Source organism: Pseudoduganella sp. LjRoot289, from assembly GCF_964252925.1.
Classification (GTDB): Bacteria; Pseudomonadota; Gammaproteobacteria; order Burkholderiales; family Burkholderiaceae_D; genus Rugamonas.
Window position 1 is genome coordinate 3,511,515 of sequence record NZ_CAXUPN020000001.1, and the last position, 15,433, is coordinate 3,526,947.

Here is a 15,433-nt window from a genome sequence, read left to right on the forward strand (position 1 = left end):
ATATCAACCCGCTATTGTCGCATGCCAGCCCGGCATCGCTGTTGTTTTGAAAAATAGCACGGTCGTTCAATTTGGTTTATAGTGAGGCACTCACCTTTTCTGGAGACATAAAAATGACAACGAGCACCTTGGAGAACCTGCAATTCCGCCTGGCCAGCCGTCCGGTGGGCATGGCGCGAGCATCCGACTTCCAGCAAGCTTCGGCGCCGCTGCCCGAGCTGGCCGACGGCGAGATCACCGTCAAGACCCTTTACTTGTCGCTCGACCCGGCCATGCGCGGCTGGATGAACGACGCCAAATCCTACATCCGCCCGGTCGCCATCGGCGAAGTGATGCGCGCGGGCGGCATCGGCGAAGTGGTGGCGTCGAAATCGCCGAAGTTCGCGGTGGGCGACGTGGTGTCCGGCGGCATCGGCGTGCAGTCCTACTGGCAAGGCCCGGCGGACGACAAGAGCGCCTCCTTCTTCAAGGTCGACGCGCGCCTGGCGCCGCTGACCACCTGGATGAACACCCTGGGCATGCCCGGCATGACCGCCTACTTCGGCCTGCTGGAAGTGGGCCAGCCGAAAGCCGGCGAAACCGTGGTGGTGTCCGGCGCGGCCGGCGCAGTGGGCCAGACCGTGGGCCAGGTGGCCAAGCAGCTGGGCTGCCGTGTGATCGGCATTGCCGGCGGCAAAGAGAAATGCGATTTCGTCGTCAATGAACTGGGCTTCGACGCCTGCATCGACTACAAGACCGGTTCGGTGCGCGACGGCTTGAAAGAACACTGCCCGAAAGGCGTGGACGTGTACTTCGACAACGTCGGCGGCGATATACTCGACACGGTGCTGACGCGCATCAACATGAAGGCGCGCATCGTCATCTGCGGCGCGATTTCGCAGTACAACAACACCACGCCGGTGAAAGGCCCGGCCAACTACCTGTCGCTGCTGGTGAACCGCGCGCGCATGGAGGGCATGGTGGTGTTCGACTACGCGGACCGCTATCACCTTGGCGTCACGGCGCTGGCGGGCTGGCTGAAGGAAGGCAAGATCAAGAGCAAGGAAGACGTGGTGCAAGGTATAGAAAACTTCCCGAAAGCATTGACGATGCTGTTTGAGGGCAAAAACTTTGGCAAACTTGTGCTGAAAGTCGCCTGAACGTCATTCTTGCGGAACTAACTAGCCCGACGCTTCTCTAACTGACGGAGCAGCCAGCTTGGCTGCCCGTCTTACGTTTACTACGCTCAAGGAGAAGAGTCATGGCTACGAATCAAAGCGATCAAAACAAAGGCAGCAGTCAAAAGGCGGCGCCGTCCAGCAGTCAGAAAGGCACGGCCAAACGCGGCTTTGCGGCAATGGATGAAGCGCAGCAGCGCAGCATCGCCAGCAAGGGCGGCCAGGCCGCGCACCAGAAAGGCACGGCACACGAATTCGATTCCGAGGAAGCGCGCCGCGCCGGCCAGAAAGGCGGCGAAGCGGTCAGCCGCGACCGCGAGCACATGGCGGAGATCGGCCGCAAGGGCGGCGAAAGCCGGCAATCGGCCAACCGCGCGGCCGGCAACCGCCAGGGCAACACCAAACCGGACGAGAAGTGACGCTGCCGTTGCGCCCCGGCTGAACGGCGGCGCCCATTAGCCGGCCCGGCTGAATGCTTACCCGGCTGGATGCTCACCCGGCTAAACGCTCACCCGGCTAAACGCCGGGTGCACCGACGATCACGCTGGAGGCCTTGAACAAGGCCGTCACTTCCATGCCCTCCTCCAGCGCCAGCGCAGCGCAGCTTTCCAGCGTGACGGTGGCGCCTATGGTGCCGCCGCCCGGCAACGCGATGCTGACGTCCGCGCTGACGCCACCCCGCAGCAAACGCGACACCACGCCCTGCAACTGGTTGCGCGCCGACAGCCGCGCGCCATCCGTCCCCGTGGCGACGATTACCGACGATGCCTTCACCAGCGCGAAGGCGTCCGTCCCGACCTTCAGGCCCAGGCTGGCCGTGCTTTCGTGCGTGATGACGGCGACGATGCGCTGGCCGCCGACGATGTCCAGCGTCACCTCGTCGTTCACCGCGCCGGATTTGACTTCGGCCACCTTGCCGGCGAAGTGGTTGCGCGCGCTGGTTTTCATTTTCATGGTCTGTAGCAAGAGAAAGTCATCGGCCAGCGCGTGCGACTGGCGGCTCAGGTGTTCGACAAAGCGGCGATGCGCGCCTTCGATTTGCAGGAAGTTCTCCACCAGTTGCGCGCCGCGCCGCGTCAGGCGCGTGCCGCCGCCGCCCCTGCCGCCCGCCAGGCGCTCCACCAGCGGCTCGCCCGCCAGGTTGTTCATCGCCTCGATGGCATCCCAGGCGCCCTTGTAGCTCATCTTGACGGCCTTGGCCGCCTGCGTGATGGAGCCATGCTCGGCGATGCTGGCCAGCAGCGCCACGCGGTCGGAGCCGCCCAGTTGCCGGCCGCCCACCGTCATCCACACCTTGCCCTGCAAGGCCAGTTCCTTGTCGTCACCAGGCATCGCCGCCCTCCTCCAGGATGGCGCCGTCGGCCATCGTCAGCACATGGCCGCCGAAGACGCTCGCGTCCTCGGGGTCGTGGGTAATGAGCAGCATGGGGATGTCGAGCCGGCGCTGCAGCGCGTCCAGCTCTTCGCGCATGCGCACGCGCAGCGCCGGGTCCAGCGCGGCAAAGGGCTCGTCCAGCAGCAGCGCGGCCGGATCGGCAATCAGCGCGCGCGCCAGCGCCACCCGTTGACGCTGGCCGCCGGACAACTGGGATGGAAACTGCTGCGCCACTGCCTGCAGCTGGAAGGCCGCCAGCCAGTAATCGAGCTTCTGGCCGTGGGCCTTGCGGGACGGGTTGAGCCAGCCCTGTTGCAAGCCGAACACGATATTCTGCCGCACGTTCAGATGCGGGAACAGCGCGTAGTCCTGGAACAGATAGCCGACGCGGCGCTGCTGCACCGGCAGGTTGACGCGCGCCGCGCTGTCGAACAACTGCCGGCCGTCGAGCGCGATGCTGCCCGCGTCCGGCGTGATCAGTCCGGCCACCGCCTTCAGCAACATGCTCTTGCCCGCGCCGGATGCGCCGTAGATGACGATGCGGCGGCTGTCCGAGCGCAGCCGCGCCCTCAGCGTGAATGCGCGCGTGCCGGCGCGCAGGGTCTTGGTGATGTCGAGCTGGATCTGCATACGCTATAGGCTCCTGTTGGGGGCAAGCTTGTTGGCCAGCACCAGCACCGTCACGCAAGTGACCGAGGTGATGATGACCAGCAGATTGGCGGTGTCGTCCTGCCCCGCCTGCACCGCCTCGTACACGGCGATGGACAAGGTCTGCGTCTTGCCGGGGATGCTGCCCGCCACCATCAGCGTGGCGCCGAACTCGCCCATCGAGCGGGCGAAGGCGAGCAAGGTGCCGGCCAGGACGCCGCGCCAAGCCAGCGGCAGCGTCACGCGCAGGAAGACGCCGAAGGCGGAGACGCCCAGCACGCGGCCGGCGTCTTCCAGTTGCGTGTCCACCGTTTCAAACGCGGAGCGCGCCGCTTTCAGCACCAGCGGGAAAGCCACCACGGCGGCGGCCAGCACGGCGGCTTGCCAGGTGAAGATCAGGTTGATGCCGAAGTGCTGCTGCAGCCAGTGGCCGAGCGGGCCGTTGCGGCCGATCAGCACCAGCAGGTAGTAGCCCAGCACCGTCGGCGGCAGCACCATCGGCAGGGTGAGGATAGCGTCCAGCGTGTCGCGGCCGGGGAAGCGGGTGCGCGCCAGCAGATAGCCGAACGCCACGCCGAACGCCACGTCCAGCAAGGTCGCCCACAGCGCGACCTTCAGCGACAGGGCCAATGCGATCCACGCGGACGCCATCGCTTACGGACGCCCGAAGCCGTGCCTGGCCAGGATGGCCTGCCCGGCGGGCGCCAGCGCGAAGGCCAGGAATGTGTTCGCGCCCGCGGCATTGGGCGCGCTGCGGATGGCGGCGATGGGATAGGTCACGGCCGTGGCCAGCGGCACCGGCAGCGCCACCCTCACTTTGTCCTTCATCGCCAGCGCATCGGTGGCGTAGACGAAACCGGCGTCGACTTCGCCGCGCGCCACATAGTCCAGGCTCTGGCGCACCGAGCTGCCGAAGATCAGCTTCGCTTCCACGGCGGCCCACAGGCCGGCCTTGTCCAGCGCCTGCTTGGCGTAGCGGCCCGCCGGCACGCCGGCAGGATTGCCCATGGCTATCCTGGCCACTGCGGGCAGGCGCAAGCCGGCCAGATCCTTGACCGGCAAGGTGCTGGCGGCGGGCACGATCAGCACCAGCGTGTTGCCGGCGAAGTTGCTGCGGGTGCCGGGGGCCAGCAAGTGCCGGGCCTCGGCCTTGTCCATCGCGTCCTGGTCGGCGGAGGCGAAGACATCGACCGGGGCGCCCCTGGCGATCTGCTGCACCAGCGCATCGGAGGCGGCGAAGTTCAGCAGCACCTTGTCGCCGGGATGCGCGGCCTCGTAAGCCTGCGACAGTTCCTTGAATGCGTTGCCCAGGCTGGCGGCGGCGGAAACGGTGATGTCGGCGGCAGCGGCAGTGCCCATGGCGGACGCCAGCGCAGCGGCGAGACAAATCTTCAGCATCAGGCACTCCCTCATCGGTCGGAAACCGCAATATAGCCGATTATATAGCGCCACGCATATCCGGGGGACAAGTCCAGGTATCGGGAAGTAATTATGTGGTACATTCTCGCCTCCCCAGTCCGAGCCAGCAGCCAGCCATGCAGCCCCTGAAGTACCTCAGCGCCTATTCCGAGCAAATGCAACAGCAAGTCCAGCAACTGATCGCCCAGGACAAGCTGGGTGAAGTACTGCTCAAGCGCTACCCGTCCGCGCACGGCATCCGCACCGACAAGGGGCTGTACCAGTACGTGCAGGAGTTAAAGAGCGAGCATTTGCGCAACGCCGCGCCGATCGACAAGGTGGCGTTCGACAGCAAGATCCACGTGATCAACCATGCGCTGGGGCTGCATACCTCGATCTCCCGGGTACAAGGCGGCAAACTGAAAGCCAAGCACGAAATCCGCGTGGCGGCGATGTTCAAGGAAGTGCCGCTCGAATTCCTGCGCATGATAGCCGTGCACGAACTGGCGCACGTGAAGGAAAAGCAGCACGACAAGGCTTTCTACAAGCTGTGCACCTATATGGAGCCGAACTACCACCAGTACGAGTTCGACCTGCGCCTCTACCTGACGCAGCTCGACATCAGCGGCCAGCGGCTCTGGCAGCTCGGCTGAAGCGCCGCAGCGAGGCGCCCGGTTCGGAAAAGGGGCCAGGGTGAATTATTCCCGCCCGGAGCAATAAATAACCCTGACCCTTTTTAATATTTGACCCTGGCCCCTTTTTCCTTTTTGCGTGTTGGGAGGGGCTTAGAGGAAGCGTTGCAACAGGGAACCGGGGTCGGATTCGACCATCATCATCTCGGCGTGCTGCGGGCGGATGAAGCCTTGTTCTGTGGCGTGGCCGATGAAGCCGACCAGGCTGTCGTAGAAGCCGTCCACGTTCAACAGCCCTACCCGCTTGCTGTGGATGCCGAGCTGGGACCAGGTCAGCATCTCGAACAACTCTTCCATCGTGCCCATGCCGCCGGGCATGGCGATAAAGCCGTCGGCCAGTTGCGCCATCATGGCTTTGCGCTCGTGCATGTCCTTGACGACGAACTGGCGCGTCAAGCCGGTGTGCGCCACTTCGCGCTCGACCAGCGCGCTGGGAATCACGCCCGTGACTTCACCACCCAGCCGCAGCACTTCGTCGGCAATGATGCCCATCAGGCCGACATTGCCGCCGCCGTACACCAGCGACAAGTTCATCTCCACCATGCCGCGCGCCAGCGCCCTGGCGGCTTCCGCGTAACGCGGCGAGGCGCCGCCATTGGCGCCGCAGTACACACACAACGATTTCACGTTCATTCGTCCTCTAATTCGGCCTTCGCCAGTTCCACGTCCAGCCGCTCGGTCGCATCGCGCGCATCGTGCGCGGCCGCCTCTTCGTACAAGGCGACAGCTTCTTCCATTTTCTTCTTCCCGTCCAGCATGACCAGCGCATTCGCGTATTCGATGCGGGCGATTGCGCTTTCCGGATTGAACTCCAGCGCTTTCTTGAACAGCTTGTAGCCTTCGTCTTTTTTGGCGCCGTAGGTCAGGCCGCCTATCATGGCGCCGACCTTGTCGACGATCTCGGCGTGGTAGCTGCCCAGCGCGATGTGCGCGTCGGCGTGCTTGGGCGCCAGCTTGATCGCCATGTCCAGGCTGTTCTTGACCTTGGCGCCTATCCCTTGCGCCAGCGCCTTGACCACCGAGATGCCCTGCGCGTAGCGGCCCAGCGAGTAGGCGTGCCAGTAGTAGCCGGCGGCGTTCTTCGGCTGCTCCTTCTGTTGCTGTTCGCAGCGCTCGGCCACCTCCAGGTATAGCGCCAGCTTTTTCTTTTCGCTCGCTTCGAGATAAGTGGCGTACATGCAGGTGGCGCGGTGCGCGGCTGCGTAGCCGTCCATGCCTTGCGCCAGCCCCAGCTCGGCGGCCTGCTCGAAATCGCCCGCATGGTAAGCGATCCAGGCCTCCACCAGTCCGGCCTTGGCCGGGAACGGCTCGGCGTCCGCCGCGTGCAGGCCAGGCCAGGCTTTCTTCAGGCTCGCCGCGGTGTAAACGTAAGCGTCATCCGTATACGGGAAGGTCTTCCATGCCATGCTTATCTCCTTATGTGATCTTTTTTAAGTATTCTTCGGACAGTTTCTGGAATAGCAGCTGCGTCTCGTTGCGCAGATACGGGCCGATCAGCGACAGCACCTGATAGCAGCCGCGCGCCAGGGCGTCCGCCATCGATTGCTGCTCGCTGTATTTGCGCGGATTGCGCACATATTCGTAGGACAGCCAGTATGTCGCCACCACCACCATATTGGTCGACATGGCGTCGATCACGGCGTCGGATGCCTCCAGCGATTTTTCCGTGCGCAGGTCTTCGCACAGCTGTTTGGCCACCTTGATCTTGTGCGCCAGGATCTGCTTGAAATGCAATTCGAGCTTGCGGTTGCGCGACAGCAGGTCGTTCAGATCGCGATAGAAGAAGCGATAACGCCAGATCAACTCGAACATCAGGTGCAAATACAGCCACACGTCCTCGATATTCGAACGGCGGCCGTCCGGCACCTGCAATATGCGCTCGATCTCGTGTTCGAACTGCGAGAAGATCGAATTGACGATATCGTCCTTGTTACGGAAGTGGTAATACAGATTACCTGGGGAGATATTCATCTCCTCCGCAATGACCGTCGTCGTGATGTTAGGCTCGCCGAATTCGTTGAAGAGGCGGAGGGATAATTCAAGAATTCGTTCGCGGGTACGGCGAGGGGCTTTCTGTAGCATGGCGGCTGTTCTTTGTTTTTCTTCCTGCAAGGATAACACCGATGATGCGCTTTTAGAAACGGCGAACCGGTCAATGCCCATGGGCGACTTTCAGGTAGCGTTCCAGGTCCGCCAGCGCCGCGTCGAGCCGGCCCAGCGCCTTGCGGCGCGGCGGCTGGCGCACCAGGCTCAGGCTGGTGTCCTGCAGCACCGACAGCTTCAGCTTCATCTTGTGCCGCGCCAGTTTCGGACCCAGTACGTGGCGCTGCTGCCACAGCATCAGCCGCGTGTTCTGGTAGGCCTGCTCGCAGGTGCGGCGGCGGTTGTTGTAGCTGAACATATTGGTGAAGAACAGCTCGGCATCGTCCTCGCTGGGCTGGAACAGCAGGATGTCCACTTCCGGATGGCTGTTCTGGTAACTGGCCAGGCCGGTCTCCAGGCGCGAGTGCAGGATGGAGCGCACCGTCTGCGACAGCACGTCGATCAGGCCGCCGTTGGTCAGCTTGCGCGCGCCGCGCTTGAAGCGGGCGTTGTAGGGCACGATGGGGTTCACGCACAGTAGCAGGTCGACGCCGTGCTCGAGCGCGATCGAGCCGTGCATGGTCTTGCGCAGCGCGCCGTCGACGAAATGGTGGCCGCCGATTTCGACCGGCGGGAACAGGCCGGGCACGGCCGAGCTCGCTTGCACGGCGACCGAGATCGGCGTGCTGTCCCAGCCGGGCTCGCCGAAACAGACGGCCTTGCCGGTGTCCAGGTCGGTGGCGACGATGCGCAGATTGCGCGGCAGTTTGCGGAAGTCGTTGCTGCGGCCCTCGGCGGCGAAGGCGGCCTTGAGGAAGTTGCCGATGGCGTCGCCGGACAGGAAGCCGGCCGGCAGCGCCTCGGTCAGGCGTTCGAAGGACGACGCCAGGCTGCTGCGCTGGCGCGCATAGTGCAGCGCGCCGCCGGCCAGCAGGCCGGGCAGCATGCGCGCGCGGCGGCCGAATTCGCGCAAGGCCGGCCGCAGCAGCGTTTCCGGCTTGAACAGCATGGCGCCCTCGGCGCCCTTGACATCGCTCTCGATGAACAAGCGGCACATCTGGTGCGGCGTGTAGCCATTGGCCAGCGCCGCGCTGATGATGGCGCCGGCGCTCACGCCGACGTAAATCTCGGCATCGTTCAGGTCCAGGCCTTCAATGGCTTCCTCGATGGCGGCCAGCGCGCCGATCTCATAGACGACGGCCAGAGGCCCGCCGCCGGCCAGCGCCAGGCCGACCCTGGACGCGGCCGCCGGCGGCCTGCCGTGCTTGCCCTGCTTGTTTTGCTTGGTGGTGGGCATAACTCTCACTACATCAACTAGAAAAGCAAAGGCCCGCGCAATGCGCAGGCCTGGACATCTTCAGCATTCCCTCGGACCCGGTCCGCGAACGGACCGGGGGAGGAGGACCGAGGGAACCGGTACAGCCTGCTTAGGCGGCTTTCTTGGCGGCTTCGCTTACCGACGCTGCGGTCGGGAAAGCGATCGGGGCGGCAGCTTTGGCAGCGGCGGCCTTGGCCTTGGGCGCAGTCTTGGCGGCCGGCTTCGCGGCAGCTTTGGTGGCAACTTTGGTGGCAGCTTTGGCGGCTGGCTTGGCGGCGGCTTTAGGAGCGGCTTTGGCGGCCGGCTTGGCGGCAACCTTGGCCGCCGGCTTGGCGGCAGCTTTAGCGGCCGGCTTGGCCTTGGCCGGCGCGATCTTCTTGCCGGTCAGTTCTTCAACCGCCTTGGTCAGCGCTTCAACACGGGCGTTCAGTTCCTGCACATCCTTCTGGGTCGGTACGCCGATGGTGCCCAGGGCGCGCGATACGCGGTCTTCGAACACCTGTTCCAGCTTGTCCCACGAGCCGGCGGCCTGCTTGCCCACGCCCGACACGGTTTCGCGCACTTCGGATACTTTATCTTCGGCCAGGTCGCGGGTGCGCTGTTGCAGCGCAGTGCCTTCCTTTACCAGCTTGGCGAAGACGCGGCCGCCTTCTTCCTGTGCCTTGGCGAAAGCGCCCAGACCGGCTTGCCAGATTTGCTGCGCGGAGTTGCGCACGGCGCTAGCCAATTGTTTGTCGTCGGCCTTGGCGAGGGTTTTGAGTTTCTTGACCATAGTGGGCTCCATTGAGTCTTACGTTTAATCGGATTCTTCTTTCGATGAAAACATTTTAGGCATCATTTCTAGAGACGGGCTTCTAATGGGATAGAGTGCCGGTTCTAATCAACTACACAACATCGCTTGCCATTTGTTGCCTATCCTGTAATGATTGCCTCGCGGCAGATACCCCAAGAATAAAGGAGAGACTTAATGCAATATTTTGTTACTGGAGCGACGGGTTTTATAGGTAAACGGCTGGTGAAAAAGCTGTTGGCACGCAAAGGCAGCGTTGTGTATTTCCTGATGCGAGAGAGCAGCAAGGAAAAACTGGCTGACCTGTATGAGTATTGGGGCACCACCAAGGCCCGCGCCATCCCGGTATTCGGCGACCTGCGCAGCGCCAGGCTGGGCGTCTCCAAGGACGATACCAAGAATCTCGCCAAGACGGTCAATCACTTCTACCACCTGGCCGCCATCTACGACATGCTGGCCGACGCCGACGAGCAGCTCGCCGTGAACGTGGAGGGCACGCGCAACGCGGTCGATTTCGCGAACGCGATCCAGGCCGGCATCGTCCACCATGTGAGCTCCATTGCCGCCGCCGGCATGTTTGAAGGCATCTTCCGCGAAGACATGTTCGACGAAGCGGAAAATCTCGACCATCCCTATTTCGCCACCAAACACGAATCCGAAAAAATCGTCCGCAATGAAACCAAGGGGGCATGGCGCGTCTATCGCCCCGGCCTGGTGGTGGGCGATTCCAGGACCGGCGAAATGGACAAGATCGACGGTCCCTATTACTTCTTCAAGCTGATCCAGCGCATCCGCCAATTGCTGCCGCCATGGATGCCGACCATCGGCATCGAAGGCGGCCGCATCAACATCGTGCCGGTGGACTACGTGGTCAACGCGATGGACCACATTTCGCACCTGCCCAAGCTGGACGGCCGCGCCTTCCACCTGACCGATCCGGAACCGATGCGCGTGGGCGAAGTGCTGAACACCTTCTGCCGCGCGGCGCACGCGCCGACCATGAGCATCCGCATCAACGCGGCGCTGTTCGGCTTCATACCGAAGAGCATCAAGAAAGGCGTGTTCGCCCTCTCGCCGGTACGCCGCGTACGCGACGCCGTGATGAAGGACCTGGGCCTGCCGCCGGACCTGATGACGTTCGTGAACTACCCGACCCGCTTCGACAACCGCGACACGGCGCAAGCGCTCAAGGGCACCGGCATCGCCTGCCCGCCGCTGGAGCAATATGCCGCGCCGGTCTGGGACTACTGGGAACGCAAGCTCGACCCCGACCTGTTCATCGACCGCACCCTGCGCGGCCAGGTGGCCGGCAAAGTGGTGCTGGTGACGGGCGGCTCGTCCGGCATCGGCCTGGCGGCGGCGCACAAGCTGGCCGAAGCGGGCGCCATCACCATCATCTGCGGCCGCGACGAGGACAAGCTGGCCGAGGCGAAGAAGGAAGTGGAGGCGCGCGGCTTCGAGCTGATCACCTACCCGGCCGACCTGTCCGACATGGCCGACTGCGACCGCTTCGCGCAGGTGCTGATCGCCAACCACGGCGGCGTCGACGTGCTGGTCAACAACGCCGGCCGTTCGATCCGCCGCGCCATCGAAGCGAGCTACGACCGCTTCCACGACTTCGAGCGCACCATGCAGCTGAACTACTTCGGCGCGCTGCGCCTGACCATGGCGCTGCTGCCGTCGATGACGGCCAAGAAGCGCGGCCACGTGATCAATATTTCGTCCATCGGCGTGCTGACCAACGCGCCGCGCTTTTCGGCCTACGTGGCCTCGAAAGCGGCGCTGGACGCGTGGACCCGTTGCGCCTCGTCCGAGCTGCAGGACCTGGGCATCAAGTTCACCACCATCAACATGCCGCTGGTGCGCACGCCGATGATCGCGCCGACCAAGATCTACCAGAACGTGCCGACCCTGTCGCCGGAGGAAGCGGGCGACCTGATCGCCAACGCCATCGTGTACAAGCCGGTGCGCATCGCCACCCGCGTCGGCATCTTCGGCCAGGTGCTGCACGCGGTGATGCCGCGCGTGGCGCAGATCGTGCTCAACACCAGCTTCCGCATGTTCCCGGATTCGGATGCGGCCAAAGGCGCCGACGGCAAGAAGGCGCCCCAGATGTCGTCCGAGCAGATCGCCATGCAGCAGCTGCTGCGCGGCGTGCACTTCTAGGCCATCCTCCACTGCCGGCGCGGCGATGAGGGAAGTAGCCCCAGCGGGGCTGCTCCCGATCCTGCGGGAACCGTCCCCAAGCGGCGCCGGCCGCCGCGCGCGCAGCAGGCCGCGCAGCCGCCATCCCCCAACGCCACCACCTGCGCTACCACCTACGCCGCTGCGGCGGACGCCTGGCCGTGCAGCTGGCTGTGCAGGCGGAAGCCCTCGCGGATGTTCTCGCGCAGCACCGCCCCCTTCCATGGCTTGGTGTAGAAGCGGTCGATCGCGCCGTGGTTGATGGCGGCCATGATGGGCGTCAGGTCCGCATAGGCCGACAACATGATGCGGAAGGTGTCCGGCGCCAGATTCTTCACCCGCTCCATGAACTCGGTGCCGCTCATCAGCGGCATGCACTGGTCGCACAGGATCACCTGCACCTGGTGGCGCGCCAATATGTCGAAGCCCTCGGCCGCCGTCTGCGCCGTCAGGATGCGGTAGCCGTCCTGCGACAGGAAGTCGCTCAGCACGTCGAGCATGAAGGCGTCGTCGTCGACGATCAGCAGGGTTTGCTGGTCGAGCTGGTTTTCCTCCACCGGCGCCTGCAGGTATTTTCCTTCCCTCAGCATGGCCTCGAATTCCTCCTCCGGCAGCGGGCGGCTGAAGTAGTAGCCCTGCATCTCGTCGCAGTTGTGGCGGCGCAAATAGGCCAGCTGGGCGTCGCGCTCGACGCCCTCGGCGATCACCTGCAGCTTCAGGCTGTGCGCCATGTTGATGATGGCCAGCACGATGGCCGCGTCGTCCGGGTTGCTGGTCACTTCGCGCACGAAGGCGATGTCGATCTTCAGCTTGTCGATCGGGAAGCGCTTCAGGTAGGCCAGCGAGGAATAGCCGGTGCCGAAGTCGTCGATCGAAATCTGGATGCCGAGTTTTTTGAGGTTCTGCAGCACGGTGATCGTTTCTTCCGCGTTCGACATCAGCGAGCTTTCGGTCAGTTCCAGCTCCAGCAGCTCGGGCGCGATGTCGTGCTCCTTGATGGCGCGCATGACCTCCTCTTCCAGCCCGCCGACGAAGAACTGGATGCCCGACACGTTGACCGACAGGTGCACCGCGCCGATGCGGGTCTTGCCCCATTCGGCGATCTTGCGGCAGGCCTCGTTGAGCACCCAGGTGCCGACGCGCACGATCAGCCCGGTCTCCTCCAGGATGGGGATGAACAGCGCCGGCGAGACCATGCCGTGGCCGGGCCTCGCCCAGCGTATCAGCGCCTCGGCGCCGCTGATGCGGCCGGTGCCGATGTCGATCTTGGGCTGGTAGTACAGCACGAACTCGCCGTTGTCGATGGCGCGCCGCAGCGCGTTCTCCATGTCCAGCCGCGCCAGCGACTGCGCGTTCATTTCGGCGGTGAAGAAGCGGAAGGCGTCGCGCCCGGCCTCCTTGGCGCGGTACATGGCGGTGTCGGCGTACTGGATCAGCGTGTCGGCGTCGCTGCCGTCGTCGGGGAACACGGAGATGCCGATGCTGGCAGTCACCGTCACCTCGTGCCCTTTCAGGTCGAAGGGCTTGCGCATGGCTTCGCGGATCTTGTCGACCACGGCGATGGCGTTCTGCGCGCCCTCGGGCAGCATCAGGATGGCGGCGAATTCGTCGCCGCCGAAGCGCCCTATCGTGTCGCGCACGCGCAGGCAGTCGACCAGGCGGCTGGAGAACTGGCGCAGCAGTTCGTCGCCTATGGTGTGGCCCAAGGTGTCATTGATGTTCTTGAAGCGGTCCATGTCCAGGAACAGCACCGCCAGCGACCATTTGTGTTCGCCGGCCTGGCTCAGCGAATGGGTCAGCGAATCGTAGAACTGGCTGCGGTTGGGCAGCCCGGTCAGGGTATCGAAATGGGCCAGTTTCAGCAGGCGCTGCTCGGCCTCCTTGCGCTCGGTGATGTCGCGCGCCACGGCCACCAGGATCCAGCTCTGGCCCGAGCGCAGCGTGCGGCGCTGCACTTCGACCGACAGCGGCGTGCCGTCCTTGCGCTGCAGCAGCAGCTCGGCCATCGCGCCGCTCTGGTCGCCCGCCAGCAGCTTGTCGTACAGGTCCTCCAGCTTGCGCAGGTCGCCTTCGATGGACTTGTTCGGTCCGACCTTGAGGAAATCCTCGCGCAGGTAGCCCAGCATGCGGCAGGCGGTGGCGTTGACGTCGACAAAGCACATGCCGGCCCGGTCGACCAGGAAGATGGCGTCGGCGGTGGCGTCCATCGCCAGGCGGAAGCGCCGCAAGTCCTCGTCGAGGCGGATGCGGGCGTTCATGTCCAGCTGCAGCTGCGCGTGGTGGCGCCGGATCTGGTCGTACAGCAGCAGGTTCTCGTAGGCGCCGGCGATCTGCGCGGCCACCGTGGCGGCGACGCGTTCGTCGACTTCGCTGAAGCTGTCCGCGCCCAGCTTGTCGGCCAGGTAGAGCCAGCCGTGGGTGCGCTCGCGCGAGGCGATCGGCACGCCGAGGAAAGAATGCACGGGTGGATGGCTATCCGGCAGGCCGATCGCCTGCGGGTCGCCCGGCAGCGCGTCGATGCGCACCGGCTGGCGCTGTTCCAGCAGCCCGCCCAGCACGCCGGCGCGCGGCGTCGAGGCGATCAGGCGCGCCTGCTGGCCCACGCCGCAGGCGGCGAAATAGCTCAGCTCCTGCGCGCCCGCCTCCAGCACGCCGATGCAGGCGTATTTCGACACGCAGATGTTCTGCGCCACGCGGCAGCCCACTTCGATCAGCGCCTGCGGGTCGCGCTCGGCGCCCAGTTCGATGCCCAGCTCGATCAGCGCCGTCAGCCGCAAGCTCACCGCCTGCAGGCTGGACAGGGAGCGCGACAGCCGCTCCGTCATCGACGTCAGGTGCTCGGCGCCCGGTTCGGGCGCGTCGCCGGTGCTGGCCAGCGCCGAAATGAGCTGGCTGCTCGATTCCAGCTCGCCCAGGTACTCGGCCACCTTGTGGTCGATGTCGAGGAAGCGCCCGCCGCTGGGCGGCTCGGGCGCGAACTGCGGCACTTCGTCGTCGACGTCGTGCGCCACGCCCAGCGCCTCGTGCACCGTGCGCAGGATCACGTCCGGGTCGGACGGCTTGGGCAGCACCCAGCGCACGCCGCAGGCCTCGGCCACGGCCATCGCCTCGCGCTCGCGGTAGGTGGCGGTGTAGAAGATGATGGGCACGTGCGCCGTGTCCGGATTGCTGTGCATGCGCGTGACGAACTCGTAGCCGTCCATGTTGGGCATCAGGATGTCCGAAATCACCAGGTCGGGCCGTTCGGCGTTGACCATCTTCAGCCCCTCGGCGCCGTTGGACGCTTCCAGCAGGCGGTGGCCGCCGTAGCCGAGCAAGGTCATCAGGAATTCGCGGTTCAGCACATGGTCGTCGACGATGAGGATGGTGGCGATGTCGGATTTAACCGGGGCCGACTCCTCCCCCGGCAGAAAAGACTCGATCTGGGCGACAAAAGTGTCCGGCTCGATGGGCTTGCCGATGTAGCCGTCGAAGCCGGCCGCCAGCAGCCGCTCGCGGTCGCCCACCATGGCCAGCGCCGTCACCGCCAGCGTGGGGATGGGGCGCAGCGCCGGGTCCTGCTTGAGCTGCGCCACCACGCCGTAGCCGTCCAGCTTGGGCAGGTGCACGTCGCAGATGATCAGGTCGGGCCGCTCGCGCCGCGCGGCGGCCACGCCCTCCTCCCCGTCATGCGCCATCAGCGGTGTATAGCCGAAGGCGTTGAGCAGGTACACCATCAACTCCATGTTGGTCGGGTTGTCTTCAATGATAAGGATGCGTGCGGACACGTTGGCACTCCCGAGTTAATTT

General features: G+C 64.7%; 14 protein-coding genes. 4 read left to right on the forward strand and 10 right to left on the reverse strand.

Going from position 1 to position 15,433, the window contains the following annotated elements; all coding sequences use genetic code 11:
- Window positions 1-113 precede the first annotated feature (113 nt).
- Both ACSQ8Y_RS14935 and ACSQ8Y_RS14940 read left to right on the forward strand, forming a co-directional pair.
- Window positions 114-1,139 carry an NADP-dependent oxidoreductase gene (locus ACSQ8Y_RS14935; protein ID WP_436267243.1) on the forward strand — a complete coding sequence of 342 codons (1,026 nt, stop codon included), beginning with the start codon at window positions 114-116 and terminating at the stop codon, window positions 1,137-1,139.
- Window positions 1,140-1,240: 101 nt separating this feature from the next.
- Complete coding sequence (locus tag ACSQ8Y_RS14940) at window positions 1,241-1,576, forward strand: KGG domain-containing protein (RefSeq protein WP_436267244.1); 336 nt, start codon at window positions 1,241-1,243, stop codon at window positions 1,574-1,576.
- A gap of 97 nt (window positions 1,577-1,673) precedes the next feature.
- Here the strand turns inward: ACSQ8Y_RS14940 and ACSQ8Y_RS14945 are convergent, their stop codons facing one another.
- The 4 genes from ACSQ8Y_RS14945 to modA are packed head-to-tail and all read right to left on the reverse strand — an operon-like array spanning window position 1,674 to window position 4,578.
- Window positions 1,674-2,489, reverse strand: coding sequence for a TOBE domain-containing protein (locus ACSQ8Y_RS14945; protein WP_436267245.1), 816 nt, complete (start codon window positions 2,487-2,489; stop codon window positions 1,674-1,676).
- Window positions 2,479-3,162 (reverse strand): sulfate/molybdate ABC transporter ATP-binding protein, encoded by a 684-nt coding sequence (locus ACSQ8Y_RS14950; RefSeq protein WP_436267246.1) that lies wholly within the window; start codon window positions 3,160-3,162, stop codon window positions 2,479-2,481. Before ACSQ8Y_RS14950 ends, ACSQ8Y_RS14945 begins: the two co-directional genes overlap by 11 nt.
- Before the next feature lie 3 nt (window positions 3,163-3,165).
- Window positions 3,166-3,831, reverse strand: coding sequence for a molybdate ABC transporter permease subunit (gene modB / locus ACSQ8Y_RS14955; protein WP_436267247.1), 666 nt, complete (start codon window positions 3,829-3,831; stop codon window positions 3,166-3,168).
- 3 nt (window positions 3,832-3,834) lie between these two features.
- Window positions 3,835-4,578, reverse strand: a complete 744-nt coding sequence (gene modA, locus ACSQ8Y_RS14960) for a molybdate ABC transporter substrate-binding protein (protein ID WP_436267248.1) — start codon at window positions 4,576-4,578, stop codon at window positions 3,835-3,837.
- Between the two features lie 137 nt (window positions 4,579-4,715).
- On the opposite strand from modA, the gene ACSQ8Y_RS14965 reads away from it, so the two are divergent.
- Window positions 4,716-5,231, forward strand: a complete 516-nt coding sequence (locus ACSQ8Y_RS14965; RefSeq protein WP_436267249.1) for a YgjP-like metallopeptidase domain-containing protein — start codon at window positions 4,716-4,718, stop codon at window positions 5,229-5,231.
- 132 nt (window positions 5,232-5,363) lie between these two features.
- On the opposite strand, the gene ACSQ8Y_RS14970 is transcribed toward ACSQ8Y_RS14965, so the two are convergent.
- The 5 genes from ACSQ8Y_RS14970 to ACSQ8Y_RS14990 all read right to left on the reverse strand — a co-directional run bounded on the left by ACSQ8Y_RS14970 (window position 5,364) and on the right by ACSQ8Y_RS14990 (window position 9,442).
- Window positions 5,364-5,897 (reverse strand): TIGR00730 family Rossman fold protein, encoded by a 534-nt coding sequence (locus ACSQ8Y_RS14970; protein WP_436267250.1) that lies wholly within the window; start codon window positions 5,895-5,897, stop codon window positions 5,364-5,366.
- A gap of 2 nt (window positions 5,898-5,899) precedes the next feature.
- A complete protein-coding gene (locus ACSQ8Y_RS14975) occupies window positions 5,900-6,676 on the reverse strand; it encodes a hypothetical protein (protein ID WP_436267251.1) in 777 nt (258 codons plus the stop codon).
- A gap of 10 nt (window positions 6,677-6,686) precedes the next feature.
- Window positions 6,687-7,352, reverse strand: a complete 666-nt coding sequence (locus ACSQ8Y_RS14980) for a TetR/AcrR family transcriptional regulator (RefSeq protein WP_436267252.1) — start codon at window positions 7,350-7,352, stop codon at window positions 6,687-6,689.
- A gap of 70 nt (window positions 7,353-7,422) precedes the next feature.
- On the reverse strand, window positions 7,423-8,649 hold the full coding sequence (locus ACSQ8Y_RS14985; protein WP_436267253.1) for a patatin-like phospholipase family protein: 1,227 nt from the start codon (window positions 8,647-8,649) through the stop codon (window positions 7,423-7,425).
- A gap of 130 nt (window positions 8,650-8,779) precedes the next feature.
- Window positions 8,780-9,442 carry a phasin family protein gene (locus tag ACSQ8Y_RS14990; RefSeq protein ID WP_436267254.1) on the reverse strand — a complete coding sequence of 221 codons (663 nt, stop codon included), beginning with the start codon at window positions 9,440-9,442 and terminating at the stop codon, window positions 8,780-8,782.
- Window positions 9,443-9,637: 195 nt separating this feature from the next.
- Here ACSQ8Y_RS14990 and ACSQ8Y_RS14995 point away from each other — a divergent pair, with 195 nt between their 5' ends.
- A complete protein-coding gene (locus ACSQ8Y_RS14995; RefSeq protein WP_436267255.1) occupies window positions 9,638-11,626 on the forward strand; it encodes an SDR family oxidoreductase in 1,989 nt (662 codons plus the stop codon).
- A gap of 152 nt (window positions 11,627-11,778) precedes the next feature.
- Here the strand turns inward: ACSQ8Y_RS14995 and ACSQ8Y_RS15000 are convergent, their stop codons facing one another.
- Complete coding sequence (locus ACSQ8Y_RS15000) at window positions 11,779-15,411, reverse strand: EAL domain-containing protein (RefSeq protein ID WP_436267256.1); 3,633 nt, start codon at window positions 15,409-15,411, stop codon at window positions 11,779-11,781.
- Window positions 15,412-15,433: the final 22 nt, after the last annotated feature.

Bases quoted from the DNA above. Each gene is read 5' to 3' on its own strand.
- ACSQ8Y_RS14945 (WP_436267245.1), bottom strand. From the start codon at position 2,489: ATGCCTGGTGACGACAAGGAACTGGCCTTGCAGGGCAAGGTGTGGATG.
- ACSQ8Y_RS14965 (WP_436267249.1), top strand. From the start codon at position 4,716: ATGCAGCCCCTGAAGTACCTCAGCGCCTATTCCGAGCAAATGCAACAG.
- ACSQ8Y_RS14980 (WP_436267252.1), bottom strand. From the start codon at position 7,352: ATGCTACAGAAAGCCCCTCGCCGTACCCGCGAACGAATTCTTGAATTA.
- modB (WP_436267247.1), bottom strand. From the start codon at position 3,831: ATGGCGTCCGCGTGGATCGCATTGGCCCTGTCGCTGAAGGTCGCGCTG.
- ACSQ8Y_RS14940 (WP_436267244.1), top strand. From the start codon at position 1,241: ATGGCTACGAATCAAAGCGATCAAAACAAAGGCAGCAGTCAAAAGGCG.
- ACSQ8Y_RS14975 (WP_436267251.1), bottom strand. From the start codon at position 6,676: ATGGCATGGAAGACCTTCCCGTATACGGATGACGCTTACGTTTACACC.
- ACSQ8Y_RS14935 (WP_436267243.1), top strand. From the start codon at position 114: ATGACAACGAGCACCTTGGAGAACCTGCAATTCCGCCTGGCCAGCCGT.
- ACSQ8Y_RS14985 (WP_436267253.1), bottom strand. From the start codon at position 8,649: ATGCCCACCACCAAGCAAAACAAGCAGGGCAAGCACGGCAGGCCGCCG.
- ACSQ8Y_RS14990 (WP_436267254.1), bottom strand. From the start codon at position 9,442: ATGGTCAAGAAACTCAAAACCCTCGCCAAGGCCGACGACAAACAATTG.
- ACSQ8Y_RS14950 (WP_436267246.1), bottom strand. From the start codon at position 3,162: ATGCAGATCCAGCTCGACATCACCAAGACCCTGCGCGCCGGCACGCGC.
- modA (WP_436267248.1), bottom strand. From the start codon at position 4,578: ATGCTGAAGATTTGTCTCGCCGCTGCGCTGGCGTCCGCCATGGGCACT.
- ACSQ8Y_RS14995 (WP_436267255.1), top strand. From the start codon at position 9,638: ATGCAATATTTTGTTACTGGAGCGACGGGTTTTATAGGTAAACGGCTG.